The 15,559-nt window shown below is 72.5% G+C and carries 12 protein-coding genes and 2 tRNA genes; 7 read left to right on the forward strand and 7 right to left on the reverse strand.

What is annotated here, in order from left to right:
• Positions 1 to 15: 15 nt before the first annotated feature.
• From trpS to H3C53_00085, 5 genes are all read right to left on the reverse strand, one after another.
• The gene (gene trpS, locus H3C53_00065; protein MBW7915070.1) at positions 16 to 1,029 is read right to left on the reverse strand and encodes a tryptophan--tRNA ligase; all 1,014 of its coding nucleotides are present in this window, start codon (positions 1,027 to 1,029) and stop codon (positions 16 to 18) included.
• Positions 1,030 to 1,055: 26 nt separating this feature from the next.
• Positions 1,056 to 2,663 carry a DUF3459 domain-containing protein gene (locus H3C53_00070; GenBank protein MBW7915071.1) on the reverse strand — a complete coding sequence of 536 codons (1,608 nt, stop codon included), beginning with the start codon at positions 2,661 to 2,663 and terminating at the stop codon, positions 1,056 to 1,058.
• Positions 2,660 to 3,301: a M23 family metallopeptidase gene (locus H3C53_00075; GenBank protein MBW7915072.1), complete on the reverse strand. Its 642-nt coding sequence runs from the start codon at positions 3,299 to 3,301 to the stop codon at positions 2,660 to 2,662. The genes H3C53_00070 and H3C53_00075 overlap by 4 nt, the downstream gene beginning before the upstream one ends.
• Before the next feature lie 524 nt (positions 3,302 to 3,825).
• Complete coding sequence (gene hpt / locus H3C53_00080; protein ID MBW7915073.1) at positions 3,826 to 4,353, reverse strand: hypoxanthine phosphoribosyltransferase; 528 nt, start codon at positions 4,351 to 4,353, stop codon at positions 3,826 to 3,828.
• Positions 4,354 to 4,446: 93 nt separating this feature from the next.
• Positions 4,447 to 5,343: an rRNA pseudouridine synthase gene (locus H3C53_00085; protein ID MBW7915074.1), complete on the reverse strand. Its 897-nt coding sequence runs from the start codon at positions 5,341 to 5,343 to the stop codon at positions 4,447 to 4,449.
• A 38-nt stretch (positions 5,344 to 5,381) separates the two neighbouring features.
• Between H3C53_00085 and H3C53_00090 the strand changes: the two genes are divergently transcribed.
• The 3 genes from H3C53_00090 to H3C53_00100 all read left to right on the forward strand — a co-directional run bounded on the left by H3C53_00090 (position 5,382) and on the right by H3C53_00100 (position 7,141).
• Positions 5,382 to 5,840, forward strand: a complete 459-nt coding sequence (locus H3C53_00090) for a hotdog fold thioesterase (GenBank protein MBW7915075.1) — start codon at positions 5,382 to 5,384, stop codon at positions 5,838 to 5,840.
• A 10-nt stretch (positions 5,841 to 5,850) separates the two neighbouring features.
• A complete protein-coding gene (locus H3C53_00095; protein MBW7915076.1) occupies positions 5,851 to 6,939 on the forward strand; it encodes an aminopeptidase in 1,089 nt (362 codons plus the stop codon).
• A 115-nt stretch (positions 6,940 to 7,054) separates the two neighbouring features.
• Positions 7,055 to 7,141: transfer RNA gene (locus H3C53_00100), tRNA-Leu, on the forward strand.
• Positions 7,142 to 7,290: 149 nt separating this feature from the next.
• Here H3C53_00100 and H3C53_00105 read toward each other — a convergent pair.
• Positions 7,291 to 9,459, reverse strand: a complete 2,169-nt coding sequence (locus H3C53_00105; protein MBW7915077.1) for a glycine--tRNA ligase subunit beta — start codon at positions 9,457 to 9,459, stop codon at positions 7,291 to 7,293.
• Positions 9,452 to 10,321, reverse strand: coding sequence for a glycine--tRNA ligase subunit alpha (locus H3C53_00110; GenBank protein MBW7915078.1), 870 nt, complete (start codon positions 10,319 to 10,321; stop codon positions 9,452 to 9,454). Before H3C53_00110 ends, H3C53_00105 begins: the two co-directional genes overlap by 8 nt.
• 263 nt (positions 10,322 to 10,584) lie before the next feature.
• Here H3C53_00110 and H3C53_00115 point away from each other — a divergent pair, with 263 nt between their 5' ends.
• The 4 genes from H3C53_00115 to H3C53_00130 all read left to right on the forward strand — a co-directional run bounded on the left by H3C53_00115 (position 10,585) and on the right by H3C53_00130 (position 15,408).
• Positions 10,585 to 12,798 carry an ATP-dependent Clp protease ATP-binding subunit gene (locus H3C53_00115; protein MBW7915079.1) on the forward strand — a complete coding sequence of 738 codons (2,214 nt, stop codon included), beginning with the start codon at positions 10,585 to 10,587 and terminating at the stop codon, positions 12,796 to 12,798.
• Positions 12,799 to 12,831: 33 nt separating this feature from the next.
• The gene (gene radA, locus H3C53_00120) at positions 12,832 to 14,166 is read left to right on the forward strand and encodes a DNA repair protein RadA (protein ID MBW7915080.1); all 1,335 of its coding nucleotides are present in this window, start codon (positions 12,832 to 12,834) and stop codon (positions 14,164 to 14,166) included.
• Positions 14,163 to 15,293, forward strand: coding sequence for a hypothetical protein (locus H3C53_00125; GenBank protein MBW7915081.1), 1,131 nt, complete (start codon positions 14,163 to 14,165; stop codon positions 15,291 to 15,293). Before radA ends, H3C53_00125 begins: the two co-directional genes overlap by 4 nt.
• Positions 15,294 to 15,332: 39 nt before the next feature.
• Positions 15,333 to 15,408, forward strand: a tRNA-Ala gene (locus H3C53_00130).
• The last annotated feature ends 151 nt before the right edge of the window (positions 15,409 to 15,559 follow it).

The raw sequence follows: 15,559 nt of genomic DNA on the forward strand, positions 1-15,559 counted from the left end.
GCCCCTCGGTCGGCGTCAGCCCACCCCCATGGCGGTCCGCACGCGGCGCATGGTGGCGTCGGCGATGCCGCGCGCGCGCTCCGCGCCCTTCGCCAACAGGTTGTCGAGCTCGGCGGGGTCGCTCATGTAGTCGCGGTAGCGCGCCTGCACGGGCGCCAGCGTGCTCACGACCGCCTCGACCACCGCCTTCTTCAGCTGCCCGTACCCAGCCCCCGCGAACTCGCTCTCGATCTCGGCCATGCTCCGCTTGGTGAGCACCTGGTAGATGGCGAGCAGGTTGCGCACCCCCGGCGAGGCGTGGTCGAAGCGCAGCTCGCGGCCGGAGTCGGTCACGGCGCTCATGACGGCCTTCTTGACGGTGGCGGGGTCGTCGAGGAGGTTGATGGCGTGCCCGGGCCGATGCACGGCCACGCTCTTCGACATCTTGGCCGTGGGCTCGTCCAGGCCCATGATGCGGGCGCCCACCGCGGGGACCTGCGCCTTGGGCACCACGAACACGTCGCCGAACAGGTGGTTGAAGCGTTGCGCCAGGTCGCGCGTCAGCTCGATGTGCTGCACCTGGTCCTCGCCGACGGGCACGCTGACCGTGTCGTACAGGAGGATGTCGGCCGCCATCAGCACCGGGTAGTCGAGCAGGCCGGTGCCCACGCTCTCGCGCCCCTCCGACTTGGCCTTGAACTGCGTCATCCGGTAGAGCCAACCGAGCGGGGTGACGCAGTTGAGGAGCCAGGTCAGCTCCGTGTGCTCGCGCACGGCGGATTGCACGAAGACGACGTTGCTCTCCGGGTCGATACCCGCCGCGAAGTAGATGGCGGCGGCGCTCCGCACCTGATCGCGGAGCCTCGCGGGGTCCACCTCCTCGGGGACGGTCAGCGCGTGGAGGTCGACCACGCAGAAGATGCTGTCGCGTTCGTGCTGCTGGGCGACCCACTGGCTGAGGGCCCCCACGTAGTTGCCGAGGTGGAGGGCGCCGGTGGGTTGGATGCCCGAGAAGACGCGCGGCTTGACGGCGCTCGTGGTCTGGTTCATGACGGCCAAGTATACGGGGCGGGCCGTCAACGGGCCTGGAGGACGAGCAGCGCGAGGGCGGGCACCTCGAGGGCCCCGTCCGGGTCGACCGTGACGGGTTCGCCCGTCACGAGGTCGACGCCCGAGTGGGGCGGCAGGCGCCCGGCGGAGAGCGCGACGCGCTTGGTGGCGAGGTTGGCGACGACCAGCAGCCCCTCGTCGCCCGCCCGGCGCTCGAGCGCCAGCACCGACGGCGCGCCCGAGTCCACCACCCGCCACTCGCCTCGTCTCAGGGCGGGCAGTTCGCGCCGCAGCGCCAACAGCCGCCGGTAGCGGGTGAGGAGCGAGGTCGGGTCGCCCGCCTGCTCCGCCACGCTCACGCCCGGCGTGCCCTCGCCGGCGTCGGTCCATGCCGCCGCCGAGCTGAACCCGAAGCGACCGGCCGCGTCCGCGGCCTCCCAGCGCATGGGCGTGCGCTTCGCCAGGTCGCCGCCACCGGGGCCGTCCGTCATACCGATCTCCTCACCGTAGTAGAGGAAGGGCGTGCCGGGCAGGGTCAGGAGCAGGCCGGCGGCGAGCGCCAACCGGGCCTCGTCGCGGCGCGGGAACGACAGGCGCGTGGCGTGGCGGGTCTGGTCGTGGTTGGACAGGAAGGTGCCGCGCGCGGCGCCTTCCGGGTAATGGGCGAGCGTCTGCTCGAGGGCGGCCGCCAGGTCGCGCGCGCTGCGCGCCTGCAGCGCCGCCAGCACCACCTTCCAGAGTGGGTAATCGAACGACATGTCGAGCTGAGCGTCCACGTGGTAGCGGACGATGGCGGGCATCTCCGTCCAGGTCTCGCCCACCAGGAACGCGCCCGGCGCCGCCTCGTGCAGGAAGGCCTCGAAACCGGCGACCCAGGCGTAGGTGGCGGGGGTGTTGGCGATCCGACCCCCATCGCCCTCGACGAGGTGCTGGATGGCGTCCACTCGGAAACCGTCCACGCCGAGCTCGAGCCAGTGGCGGGCCGCGCGCTCGAGCTCCGCCGTGACCGCCGGGTTGGTCAGGTCGAGGTCCGGCATGCCCGCGGAGAAGAGCCCGAGGTAGCTGGTGCCGTCGCCGGCGTCGTGCCAGGCGTTGCCGCCCCGCGTGCCGCGCATGGGCGGCGGGTCGTCCTCGAAGCGGTAGTAGCCACGGTAACGCGCGTCGCCGGCCAGCGCCGCCGCGAACCAGGGGTGGCGGTCCGAGGTGTGGTTGGGAACGAAGTCGAGGATCACGCGGATGCCGAGCGCGTGCGCGGCGGTCACCAGCGAGCGCAGGTCCGCCTCGGTGCCGTAGTCCGGGTGGACGCCGAGGTAGTCGGTGACGTCGTAGCCGTGGTAGCTCGGGCTGGGGTGGATGGGCATGAGCCAGATGCCACCGACCCCGAGGTCGGCGAGGTAGGGCAACCGCGCCTCCAAGCCGCGCAGGTCGCCGACGCCGTCGCCGTCCGAATCCTGGAACGAGCGCACGAACACCTCGTACCAGACGACCTCCCGCCACGGCGGGGTGCCGTCCGGCACCCGGCCGGGCGCCGGCACCGGCACCTGCGCCTGCGAGCCCGCGCCGGACGCCAGGACGAGTCCGGCCAGGACCGCACGCCAACCGAGCCCGCGCCTCGCGCTCGGCGGGAGCTTCACGGGTAGGTCTTGCCCACCCAGGCGAGCGGGCTACTCGCCACGCCGCGCACGCGCATCTCCCAGTGCAGGTGCGGGCCGGTGGAGAGGCCCGTCGTGCCGACGAGCCCGATCACGTCGCCCCGGTCAACGCGCTGCCCGACCACCGCCCGCACCTCCGACATGTGGAAGTAGTAGCTCATGAGGCCGGCGCCGTGATCGATGGCCACCCACCCCCCCTTGATGGGGTAGGCGCCCGCGACCACGACGACGCCGGCGTTGGTGGCGTGAACGGGCGTCCCCTGCGGCACGGCGAGGTCGAGGCCGTAGTGGTACGAGACCGGGCCGCCCTGCTCGTAGCGCCGCGCGTCGCCGAAGCCGCTCGTCGTGACCCCCTCGATGGGCGGCGCGAACGGCTCCTTCCACTGCGGCGCGGGCAGCGCGCCTGCCCAGGCCGCCGCCACCGTGTTCGCCTCCAGTTCGCGGCCCTCGGGGGTGATCACCGCCAAGGTGGCGGCCGAGAGCCTGAGCTGCTCCACCTCGACCGGTAGCGGCTCCAGCACGACGCTCGCCTCTCGCGCTAGGCTCCGGCCGAACTCGTCGACCACCACGAGCCCCACCTGAAGGGTGAGCGGGTCGACGGACATGGGTGCGGCGAGCATGCCGCGATAGCCGCCGTCCGCATCGGCCAACAGCGGGATCTCCGCGCCGTCGACGGTCAAAGTCACGGAGCTCACGGCGGCGGTGGTGGCCGCGTCGGCGTTCGGTCCCGGCAGGCCGGCGACGGAAAGGCCGATCGGGTCGCCCGATCGCGCCGCGGCCGGCGCGCTCAGCACGGGCGCGAGCTCGGGCACGCCGATGACGACGGCGTCGCGCTCCGTGACGTTCCCCGCGCCGTCGGTGGCGATCAGCCGCGCCGGCTGCGCGCCAGGCACCGCCGGAACGTCGAAGGTGGCGTCCTGGTCCACCCGCTCGACCCTCGCGCCCCCGTACTCGAGCACGTACGTCACCGGCTCGTCCGCGCTGACGAACAGCCCGAGCGGCGCGCCGACCGGGAGCCGCGTGGGCGCCTCCACGTAGAGTCGCGGCGGTGTGGTGTCGCGCAGCGCCGCCGCCACAGTGAGGGTGAGCAGTACCGCTGTCAGCACGGCGAGCGCGCCGAGGGCGTAGCGGCGGGGGCGCAGCATCACCCGGCTTGGCTGGTGACGAACGGCAGGTTGCGCTGGCGGTGGTCGACGTCGAGCCCGTAGCCGTACACGAAGGCGTCGTCGATCACGAACCCGACGTAGTCGATGGGCACGTCGACCTTGCGCCGCGACGGCTTGCTGAGGAGGGTCGCCACCTTGATCGACGCGGGTTGCCGCCCCTTCAGGTACGACTGCAGGTACTGCATGGTCAGGCCGGTGTCCACGATGTCCTCGACCAGCACGACGTGCCGGCCCTTCAGGCTCTGCTCGAGGTCCTTGACGAGCCTGACCTCGCCGCTCGACTCGGTCCGCGAACCGTAGGACGACACCGACAGGAAGTCGAGCGTCAGCGGGCGATCGATGGCCCTGACCAGGTCGGCCATGAACATGAACGCGCCGTTCAGGACGCAGATGAGGTGCAGGTCGCCCTCGGCGTGGTCGGCGGCGATCTGGCGCCCCAGCTCTTGCACGCGGCGCGCGATGGTTGCCTCGTCGATGTGGACCGCGCCGTTACCGCGGTGGAAGATGCTCGTAGCCGGCGCCTCGGCGCCTGTACCGTTGGGTTGCACGCTGGGCCACTCCCTGGCGCGGACCGGGTCCGGCGCGGTGCCGCGGGCGGCTTACCCCGGCCGCTGCTCGCGAGTATAACCAAGGGCCCGCAGGTCCTTGGCCGACAACTCGCGGAAGGCCCCCACGGCCAGGTCGCCAAGCTTGAGACCGCCCACCCTGACGCGGACTAGGCGGTCCACCGTGTAACCGAGCGCCTTGAACATCCGGCGGACCTCGCGCTTGCGCCCCTCCGCGAGCACCACCGCGGCGCCTCCCGGTGCCGGGCGGGCGCTCAGGGCGGCGGCGCGACCGTCCTCGAGCTCCACCCCGTCGACCAGCCGCTTGAGGCTCGTGCCGTCGACGCGCCCCTGCTTGGTCCACACCCTGTACTCCTTCTCGAGCTCGTAGCGCGGGTGCGTGAGGTGAAGCGTCAGGTCGCCGTCGGTCGTCAGGAGCAGCAGCCCTTCCGAGTCGCGGTCCAGGCGCCCGACCGCGTGGAGGCCGGGCGTGGGCGGTAACAGGGCGAAGACGGTGGCGCGGCCGCGCTCGTCCTTGGCGGTCGTGACGTAGCCGGGCGGCTTGTTCAGGGCGTAGGTGACGTTGCCCTCCGCCACGTGGAGCTGCTTGCCGTCGACGCGCACGTCGTCACCGACCTCCGCGCGGTCGCCGAGTCGCGCCACGCGGCCGTTGATCGTCACCCGCCCGGCAACGATGAGCTGCTCCGCGGCGCGCCGGCTCGCTCGCCCCGCGCGGGCGATCAGGCGCTGCACGCGTTCGCCCGAGCGCGCCTCGCCCGCCTCGGCGGGCCCGCTGGCATGCCGCGATCCCGGCCGCGATCGGAATCGCGACCGCCCGCTCCCGGCCGTCGCCGGAGTGCGCCCGGGTCGCTGCTCAGTGGCGCGATCGGGGTGGGCCGCGCGCTGGGTCCTGCTTGCCGGGCTCCGTTTGGGGGGGCGGTGCGCGCTCATCAGCGCCAATGATAGTGGACGCGCGGGTAGCATGGCGCATGGCTCCTCGCACCGCCGAGACCCTCGACAGCACCCTCACCGCGCTCCTGGAGGGGGTCATACCGTTCAACCGGCACATCGGCGTGAAGGTCGCGAACATCGACCGCGCCGGCCTCAACCTCACGCTCACCCTCGCCCTGCGCGACGAGCACATCGGCAACGTGATCAGGCGCATGCCGCACGGCGGGCTGGTGGCGGCGCTGGTGGACGCCGCCTCGGGCGGCGCGGCCGCCCTCACGCTCGACGATCTCACGCAGGCGCCCAGCATGGCGACGATCGACATGCGGGTGGACTTCCTCCGGCCGGGGCGCGGGCCGGAGCTTCGCGCCGTGGCGCAGGTGATGCGCAGTGGCAGGAGCGTGATCGTGGTGCGCACCGAGGTGCTCGACGCCGACGGCTCGCTCGTGGCGCTCGGCTCGAGCGCCTTCACCGTGGAGCGCGGCGGGCGGACCGAGTGAGGAGTAGAGCATGATCCACCCCTTGACCTTCCGTCACGCCCAGTTGCTGGTCGACTACTGCCTTGAGGTGCGTCCCGGCCAGGCGGTGCTCGTGCAGGTCGACACGCCGGCCATCCCGCTGGCGCGCGCCTTGACGCGGGCGGTGCTGGCGGCGGGCGCGGAACCGCACCTGCGCCTCGCCTACCCGGAGCAGGCGGCCGACCTGCTCGAGCTGGCGAGCGACGAGCTGCTCGCCGCCGAGCCCGTCCTGCAACTGGAGGAGATCAGGCGCATCGACGCGTGCGTGCGCGTGAACGCGCCCACGAACTCGCGCCACCTCGAGGGGACCGACGCGGCGCGCCAGGCCGCCCTCGGGAGGCGCATGCGGGAGGTCACCCGCCACCGCGTGACGCGCACCCGCTGGGTGGGCACGCTCTACCCCACGCCCGCCGCCGCGCAGGCAGCCGGGATGACGACGGACGCCTACGAGGAGTTCGTGCACGGCGCCATGTTCCTGCACGACGTGGACCCGGCGACGCGCTGGCGCGAGCTGGGCGCCGCCCAGCAGCGGTGGGCGGACCGGCTGGCGCAGGCGGACGTGGTGAGGATCCAGGGGCCCGGGACCGACCTGCGTCTCAGCGTGAAGGGGCGTCGCTGGGCCAACTCCGACGGCAAGCGGAACATGCCGTCGGGCGAGGTGTTCACGGGGCCGGTCGAGGACAGCGCCGAGGGCACCATCCACTTCGCGATCCCTTCCAGCGTGGCGGGCACCGTGGTGGAGGGCGTGACCCTCCGCTTCGAGGCTGGCCGGGTGGTGGCCGCCACGGCCGAGCGGGGGCAGGCGACGCTGGAGGCGCAGCTCGCCGCCGACGCCGGCGCGCGCTTCCTGGGCGAGCTCGGGGTGGGCACCAACCCCCACATCACCACACCGACGCTTCAGACGCTGTTCGACGAGAAGATCATGGGAACCGTCCACCTGGCGCTGGGCGCGTCGTACCCCGAGACGCTGGGGCGCAACGAGAGCAGCATCCATTGGGACCTCGTCTGCGACCTCCGGCGCGAGGGCGTGGTGACGCTCGACGGCGAGCCGTTCCTGGTGGACGGCAAGCTGGTCGGCTGACGACCCCCACCACGCTTCGGCAGCAGCTGCTGCTGCTGCTGCTGCTTGCGTTCGAGCGCGGCGCCAGGTATCCTTCTAAGCCGCGGCCGCCCTCGGGGCGCGCCGCGAAGCGCGTGCCGAAGTGGCGGAACCGGTAGACGCGTACGATTCAGGGTCGTATGTCCGTGAGGACGTGTGGGTTCAAGTCCCACCTTCGGCACCACGCTGCAATGCTCGTCCGCAGGCAATGCTCGTTCACAGGGCGGAGCGCCCCGGTCACCCGGGGCGCTCCGTTCGTCTGCGATGCGAGTTGCAGGGCGGGTTGCCATGCTTCGGCCCATCGGCCCCGCTGGGCGCCCTCGGGGCTCCCGATCAGGCGCCCGCGAGGTGCTCGAGGCTGCCGAGGCGGCGCAGCACCCTCACGACCTCGCCGAGCAGCGCCAGGCGGTTGCGGCGCAGGTCACCGTCGTCCGCGAGCACCAGCACGCCGTCCAGGAACGCGTCGAGGGGCGCCTTGATGCCGACGACCGCCGCCACGTGCGGCTCGAGTCCGCTCAGCGCCGCGGGCGCCGGGTCGCGCAGGTCCCAGGCCGGGAGCTGCGCCTTTGCCGCGGCCAGCAGCTCGTCGACGCCCCGCTGCGCTCCGGGCAGCGCCGCCAGCAGCGGCGCCTCGAGGGGCGACTGGAACAGCTCGCGCTTCACGCCCGCCCCCGGCTCGCGCTTGGGGCGGTCGAAGGCGTGCACGTCCACCGCCTGCGGCTCGCCCTTGGCGAGGTTGGCGGCGCGCTTGTAGAGCGCCATCAGGTCGTCCATCTCGCCGAGACGCAGCATGGCCGTGAGCAGCTCGACGCGCCTGGCGGCGCCGATGGCGGTGACCGAACCCTGGATGGCCGCCCGCACCACGTTCACGGCCGCGCCGTTGCCCTCGAGGAGCGAAGCGACGCGGTCCCAGACGAACTCGACCACCTGGGCCTGCACCTCGGTCGTGGCCGTCACCGGCCCGCCGGCGTAGGCGGCGGCGCTCGCTTCAACCAGGGTGGTCAGCGGTAGCGGCCAGCCCATGGCCCCGAGGACACGGGCCACGGCCAGCCCGTCGCGCCTGAGCGCGTACGGGTCGGCGGAGCCGCTCGGGCGCTTCCCGAGCGCGAAGAAGCCGATCAGCTTGTCGACCCTGTCCGCCACGGCGAGGAGGGCGCCGGCCGCGCCAGTCGGGACGGCGTCCTCGTGCGTCTTGGGACTCACGCCGCCGAGCAGGGCGTCCGCGGTGGCGACCGGCAGCCCCTCGGCGAGCGCGTACGCGCGCGCCATCACGCCCTCGAGCTCCGGGAACTCGAAGACCATCTCGGTGGCGAGGTCGGCCCTGAAGACCGGCAGCGCCTGGGTGGCCGCGTCGGCGTCGGCCTGCGGGAGGTCGAGCGCGTCGACGAGAGCGACCACCGCCTCCCCCACCCGCGACGTCTTGTCGGCCATGCTGCCTAGTTCCTTCTGGAAGGCGATGCCGCTCAGGCCCCAGGCGTGCTGCGAGAGGCTCTTGCGTCGGTCCGCGCGCCAGAAGAAGCGGGCGTCCTCCAGCCGACCCGCCAGGACCTGCTCGTAGCCGGCGCGCACCAGCGCCTCATCGGGGACGCGGTTGTTGGAGATGCCCACGAACGCGTTGGCGAGCCGGCCGGTTGCCCCCATCGTGGGGCAGAAGCGCTGGTGCTTGATCATCACCGTCGCGAGCACCTCGTCGGGCAGCTCGAGGAAGGCGTCCGCGAAGCGGCCCAGGACGCCGAACGGGCTCTCCACGAGGTCCGTCACCTCGTCCAGGAGGGCGTCGTCGTGCGCGGGGACGAGACCGGCCTCGGCGGCGGCGGCCTCCGCGGCCCGGCGCGTCGCCTCCCTGCGTGCAGCGCGGTCGGCGATCACGTGCCGCTCGGCGAGGAGCGGCGCGTACTCGGCGGCGGAGGCGACCTCGAACTCGGCGGGCGCGAGGAAGCGGTGACCGCGTGACCGGGTTCCCGAGCGGACGCCCGCGACCTCGAGCGGCAGGAGCGCCCCGTCGAACAGGGCAAGCAGCCACGCTACCGGTCTGATGAACGGCGTGGTCTGCTCGCCCCAGCGCATCTTGCGAGGTGCCGGCAGGTCGAGGACCACGCCGGCGAGCAGCTCCGGCAGCACGGCGGCGGCGGGCTCGCCCCCCACCGGCACGAGCGCGTACAGGTAGCTGCCCTTGGCGTCGTCGCGCCGCGCGAGCTCGGCGGCGCCGACACCGTTCTTGGCCGCGAACGCCAGCGCGGCCCGGGTGTGGCCGCCGGCGGCGTCGTAGGCGACCGACGCGGGCGGTCCGCGCCGCTCCTCCACCCGCCGCGGGGTCGCCGCCGGGATGCCCTTGACCCACACGGCGAGGCGCCGCGGCGTGGCGTAGCCGACCACCTCGCCGGGCGTCAGCCTGGCGGCCACCAAGCGCTCGTTGATCAGCTCCACCAACGCCTCGCCGCCACCCTTGACGTACCAGCTGGGCAGCTCCTCCGTGCCGATCTCGAACAGGAGGTCAGGCACGGCGCGCCTCCTCCTCGGCGCCGGGCCGGCCGCCCAGGTAGGCCTTGGCGGTGGCCTCGGCCATGCGCCTGACGCGCTGCACGTACCCCTGCCGCTCGGTGTGCGAGAGGACGCCGCGAGCGTCGAGGAGGTTGAAGGCGTGTGAGCAGCGCAGCACGAACTCGTAACCCGGGTAGACGAGGCCCTTGGCGAGAAGGCGGTACGCCTCGAGCTCGAACTTCTCGAACAGCAGGCGCTGCAGCTCGGGATCGGACTCCTCGAAGTTGTAGCGCGAGTGCTGCACCTCGAAGTCGCGGCGCAGGTCGCCCAAGGTGACGCCCGGGGCGAAGTCGACGTCGAAGGCGTGCGTCTTGCCCTGCAGGTACATGGCCAGCCGCTCGAGCCCGTAGGTGAGCTCGACCGAGACGGGCCGGCAGTCGAAGCCGGCCACCTGCTGGAAGTAGGTGAACTGGGTGATCTCCATGCCGTCCATCCACACCTCCCACCCGAGGCCCCAGGCGCCCAGCGTGGGGGACTCCCAGTTGTCCTCCACGAAGCGGATGTCGTGCGCGCTCGGGTCGATGCCGAGCTCGTACAGCGACTCGAGGTACACGGCCTGCACGTCGGCGGGCGAAGGCTTCAGGAGCACCTGGTACTGGTAGAAGTACTGGAAGCGGTACGGGTTGTCGCCGTAGCGCCCGTCGCTGGGGCGGCGGCTCGGGGCGATGCCCGCCACGCGCCACGGCTCCTCCCCCAGCGCCCGCAGGAACGTGGTCGGGTAGAACGTGCCGGCGCCGACCTCGGTGTCCTGCGGCGGCGCGATCACGCAGCCGTGACCTGCCCAGAACCGGTCGAGGCGCGCCAGGATCTCTTGGAACAGCATGCTTCTCCTAAGGCGGCCCGTGACGCCTGCCGTGGCCGCGCGCGTGGGCGGCCGGGCCGTGCCCGGCCGCCGTGGCGGCGATTGTAAGCCGCGCGCACGGCGCGACGTGCGCCGTCCACGGCGCGACGGGGTTAAGGAATTGGTAACGAAGTCGCAGCCCGCGCCGGCGCCCTGCGGGTACTATGTCCGTATGTTCTTGCGGAGAGTGCCGCTCCCTACGACCATCACGCGAGCAAGCCGGCCGAGCCGGCGCGGAGGTCGCCGTGAATAGGTACGACGACAGGGCCAGGCTCGTCTTCCATTACGCGCGCGAAGAGGGCGCGAAGCTGGGTCACACCATGATCGGCCCCGAGCACCTGCTGTTGGGCCTGATGCGCGAGAGCGGCACCGCCGCCAAGGTGCTGGAGGAGTTCGGGGCGTCGCTCGACGAGTTCCGGCTCCAGGTCGAGGAGATGGTGGGGCGCGGCGACGGCCTGCCGAAGAACGAGGCCGCGGCAATCACGCCGCGCGCGCGGCGCGTCATGGAGCTGGCGGGGTCGGAGGCGCGGAGCATCGGTTCGACCATCATCGCCACCGAGCACATCCTGCTCGGCATCATCCGCGAGGGCGACGGCGTCGCGTACCGCATCCTGCAGACGCTCACGCGCGACGTCGACTCCGTGCGCTGGCGCATCCTCGCGGCGGCCGACCCGAAGGGGCAGGCGGAGGCGGTCAACACGCCGTTCCTCGACGAGTACGCCCGCGACCTCACGCGCGAGGCGGTGGACGGCAAGCTCGACCCCGTCATCGGGCGCACCGAGGAGATCAGGCGCGTCATCCAGATCCTGTCGCGTCGCACCAAGAACAACCCCGTGCTCATCGGCGAGCCCGGCGTCGGCAAGACGGCCATCGTGGAGGGCCTGGCGCAGGCCATCGTCGAGGGCCGCGTCCCACCCAACCTGCTCAACCTGCGGGTGCTCTCCATCGAGCTGAGCAACGTGGTCGCGGGCACGAAGTACCGCGGCGAGTTCGAGGAGCGGCTCAGGCAGATCATCGAGGAGCTGCGCCGCGCCCGCGTGGTCGCCTTCATCGACGAGCTGCACACGCTGGTGGGCGCCGGCGGGGCGGAGGGCACGCTCGACGCGGCCAACATCTTGAAGCCGCCGCTGTCGCGGGGCGAGGTCCAGGTCATCGGCGCCACCACCACGGGCGAGTACCACCGCTACATCGAGAAGGACGCGGCGCTCGAGCGCCGCTTCCAACCGGTCATCGTGCTGGAGCCCTCGCCGGCCGAGTCGCTCGAGATCCTCGTGGGCCTGCGCGACAAGTACGAGGCGCATCACGGCGTGGTCATCCCCAAGGAGATGCTGGAGTTGGCGGTGCGCTTCGGCGAGCGGAGCCTGCCGGGCCGGAACTTCCCCGACAAGGCCATCGACCTCATCGACGAGGCGGCCTCGCGCACGCGCCTGAACAAGTCGTTGGGCTTCCCCGTCCTGGAGCGGCCCGACGGGACCCCCGTCGTGAGCCGCGAGGACCTCGAGGCGGTCGTGAACTCGTGGGGCGGCATATACGTCGACGACCAGGACAACGAGAAGGTCGCGCACATCGAGGAGCACCTGGGGCGCAAGGTCGTCGGGCAGGGCAACGCGATCCGCGCCCTCGGGGCGGCCCTGCGACGCGCGCGCGTCGGCCTGGGCGGCCGCACGCGGGTGGCGGCGTCGTTCCTGTTCGTTGGGCCGTCGGGCGTCGGCAAGACCTTCCTCGCCAAGGAGCTGGCCGTGCTGCTGTTCGGCAGCGAGCGCTCGCTGGTGCGCCTCGACATGACCGAGTACCAGGAGCCGCACTCGATCAGCAAGCTCATCGGGGCGCCGCCGGGGTACGTCGGGCACGAGCAGGGCGGCCGCCTGACGGAGGCCGTGAGGCGGCAGCCTTTCAGCGTCGTGCTGCTCGACGAGATCGAGAAGGCCCACCCCGACATCTACAACACGTTCCTGCAGGTGCTCGACGACGGGCGCCTGACCGACGGGCTCGGCCGCACCGTGGACTTCCGCCGCGTGATACTGATCATGACGAGCAACACGGGGTTCAACAAGGCGGGCTCCAGCATCGGCTTCCAGGGCGGCGCCGGCCAGCAGGGGCCGGAGGAGCCGCTCAAGGGCATCTTCTCCCCCGAGTTCCTCGATCGCCTCGACGAGGTCATCGTCTTCGAGACCTTCGACAAGGAAGAGGTACTGATCATCACGAACCAGATGCTCGACGACATCCGCCGCGAGCTGCTGGGCCGCGACGTGCAGGTGGCGTTCGGCCCCGAGGTGGCCGCCTTTCTCGTCGAGCGCCTTCCCAGGGGCGAGAGCGTGAGGCCGATGCGCGCCGTCATCAGGGAGTACATCGAGGACCCACTGTCGCTGGAGCTCCTCGAGCACGGCGACTCCGAGCCGCTGCTCGTCACCATCGAGAACGACAGGGCCGTGTTCGCGCGGCCGGTGCCGCTGGTTTGACCGCCCTCGAGCACGCGGGGTGAGGTGAGCCGGGTGGCGCGCGGCGCCGGTTTCGTGTGCGAGGAGTGCGGGGCGCGCAGCCCCATGCAGATGGGCCGCTGCCCGACCTGCGGCACGTGGGGCAGCATGGTGCCGGTCGAGGCGCCGCCGGAGCGCCCTGGCGGTCCGAAGCAGCGCGGCGGCGCCCACCGGCAGCTCGCCACCGTCAGGCTGGAGGAGGTCACCGACGCCGCCCTGGCGCGCTTCGGGAGCGGCGACCCGGAGGTCGACCGCGTGCTGGGGGGCGGCTGGGTGGTCGGCTCGGCGGTGCTCCTCGCGGGCGAACCCGGCATCGGCAAGTCGACGCTGCTCCTGCAGCTGGCGCAGCACGCCGCCTCGGCCGCGCGCAGCGTGCTGTACGTGGCGGGCGAGGAGTCGCCGGCCCAGGTGCGCCTTCGCGCCGATCGCCTCGGCCTCGGCGCCGGCCTCTCGCTCACCCGCGAGTCGGACGCCCACGTGATCGCCGACCACCTGCGCGCGGCGGCGCCCGACCTGGCCATCGTCGACTCCATCCAGACGCTCGTGACGGAGGAGGGCGGGGTGCCCGGCACCCTCACGAGCCTGCGTGACGCCACCGCGCTGCTCGTCGAGGCGGCCAAGAGCGCCGGCGTGACCCTCGTGCTCATCGGGCACGTGACGAAGCAGGGCTCCATCGCCGGGCCAAAGGTGATCGAGCACGTGGTGGACGCCACCTTCGCGCTCGAGTCCGCGGCCGGGCTGCGCGTCATGCGCGCCATCAAGAACCGCTTCGGCCCGGCGGGTGAGGTGGGCGTCTTCGAGATGACCGCCGGCGGCATGCGGGCCGTCGCCAACCCCAGCGAGGCGTTCCTGGCCGAGCGGCCGCTCGGGGCGCCCGGCTCCGTCGTCGTGGCCGCCCTCGAGGGGCAACGACCGCTGCTGCTCGAGGTGCAGGCGTTGGCGTCGAAGAGCCCGTACTCGGCGCCGCGCCGCGTGGTGCAGGGGCTCGACGCCCGCCGCGTCGACGTGGTGCTCGCCGTGCTGGAGCGGCGCCTCGAGCTGCCCCTCGAGGCGCTCGACGTCTTCGTCAACGTGGCGGGGGGCCTGCGCGTGACCGATCCCGGCGCCGACCTGGCCGTGGCCGTGGCGGTCTACTCGGCCGTCACGAACCGGGCGGCGCCCGAGAGCACGGCGTTCGTGGGCGAGGTCGGCCTGGCGGGCGAGTTGCGCTCCGTGAGCCAGATGGCGCGCCGGCTCGACGAGGCAAGGCGCGCCGGGCACCCGCGGCTCATCGGTCCGCGGTCACGCGAGCTGGCCGCCGGAGTCGGCACCCTCCGCGACGCCCTGCTGCTACTCTGGGACGCGCCATGACCGCCCTCGACCACGACGCCAAGTCGACCGCCGCGAACCACCGGGGCGGCGACCGCGGCGTCGAGGTCGGTGCTGCGCTCGCGCGCGGGGCGCTCACGCTCGGTGGCGGACTCGTCGGCTTCCTGCTCGGCAGCCTGCTCGTCGGGCGCGGCGTGCTGTCCGGCCCTAACAACCTGCTCTTCCTCACCATCGTCGGGGTGCTCTCCGGTTACCTCTTCAGCGCGCCGGCAGCGCGCCGGTTCGGGGCGGCCTGGTCGCGCCTCATGGCGCGCCTCACCCGGGTGAGACCCGACGTCGTGTTGGCGGCGCTGGCCGGCGCCACCCTGGGGCTCCTCGTGACCGTGCTCGTCAACAACATCCTCGCCAACGTGCCCGGCTTCACCTGGTACTGGTCGCTTTTGGTGGCCGTGCTGCTGGTGGCGGGCCTGGGCGGCTTCTTCGTCGCCAACCGGCGGCTCCTGCCGCTACCGTCGGCGGACGGCCGCCGTCCCTACGGCGCCGCGCGTGGCACGCACGACAAGGTGGTCGATAGCTCGGCCGTCATCGACGGGCGGCTGCTCGCCGTCCTCGAGTCGAACTTCCTCGAGGGGCGGCTGGTGCTCCCTCACTTCGTCTTGACCGAGATCCAACGCATCGCGGACTCCGACGACCAGTTGAAGCGGCAGCGCGGCCGGCGCGGGCTCGAGACGCTCGACCTGCTCGCCGCGCAGCAGGGCGTGGTCACCGAGGTGGCGCACGACGACGTGGGCAAGGGGCCCGTCGACGACAAGCTGGTCCGCCTCTGCCTGGAGCGTGACGCCGACCTCATCACCACCGACTACAACCTCAGCCGCGTCGCCGCCTTGCAGGGGGTGCGGGTGTTGAACCTGCACCAACTCGCGAGCGCCGTCAGGGTCGCCTACCTACCGGGCGAGCGCCTGGCCCTGAGCATCGTCCGGCAGGGCCGCGAGCACGGGCAGGGCCTCGCCTACCTGGAGGACGGCACCATGGTGGTCGTCGAGGAGGCGGGCGAACTCGTTGGTAACACGATCGACGTGATCGTCACGTCCAGCTTGCAGACCAACATGGGGCGCATGCTCTTCGCCAAGCCCGCCGATCACCCAGACCGCCTTGACACGGCACCCTAGCCCCGACGTACTCTCAGGGCGCCCGGCTCAGGCGCGCGTGGGGCCTTAGCTCAGCTGGGAGAGCGTTCGCTTTGCAAGCGAGATGTCGCCGGTTCGAGTCCGGCAGGCTCCACCAACGGCGCGGCCTCGTGCCCCCGGCCCCTCGGCCGGGGGCACGGTCGTGAGGAGGGGGTCGCCGCCGCGGCCCCTTACACCGCCGCGGCGGCGCGGACCGTGGCGTATCACCCTGTTCACCGCCCCGCCAGGCTCTAGCATCTGACAACCGA

This window comes from Trueperaceae bacterium, assembly GCA_019454765.1.
GTDB lineage: Bacteria > Deinococcota > Deinococci > Deinococcales > Trueperaceae > JAAYYF01.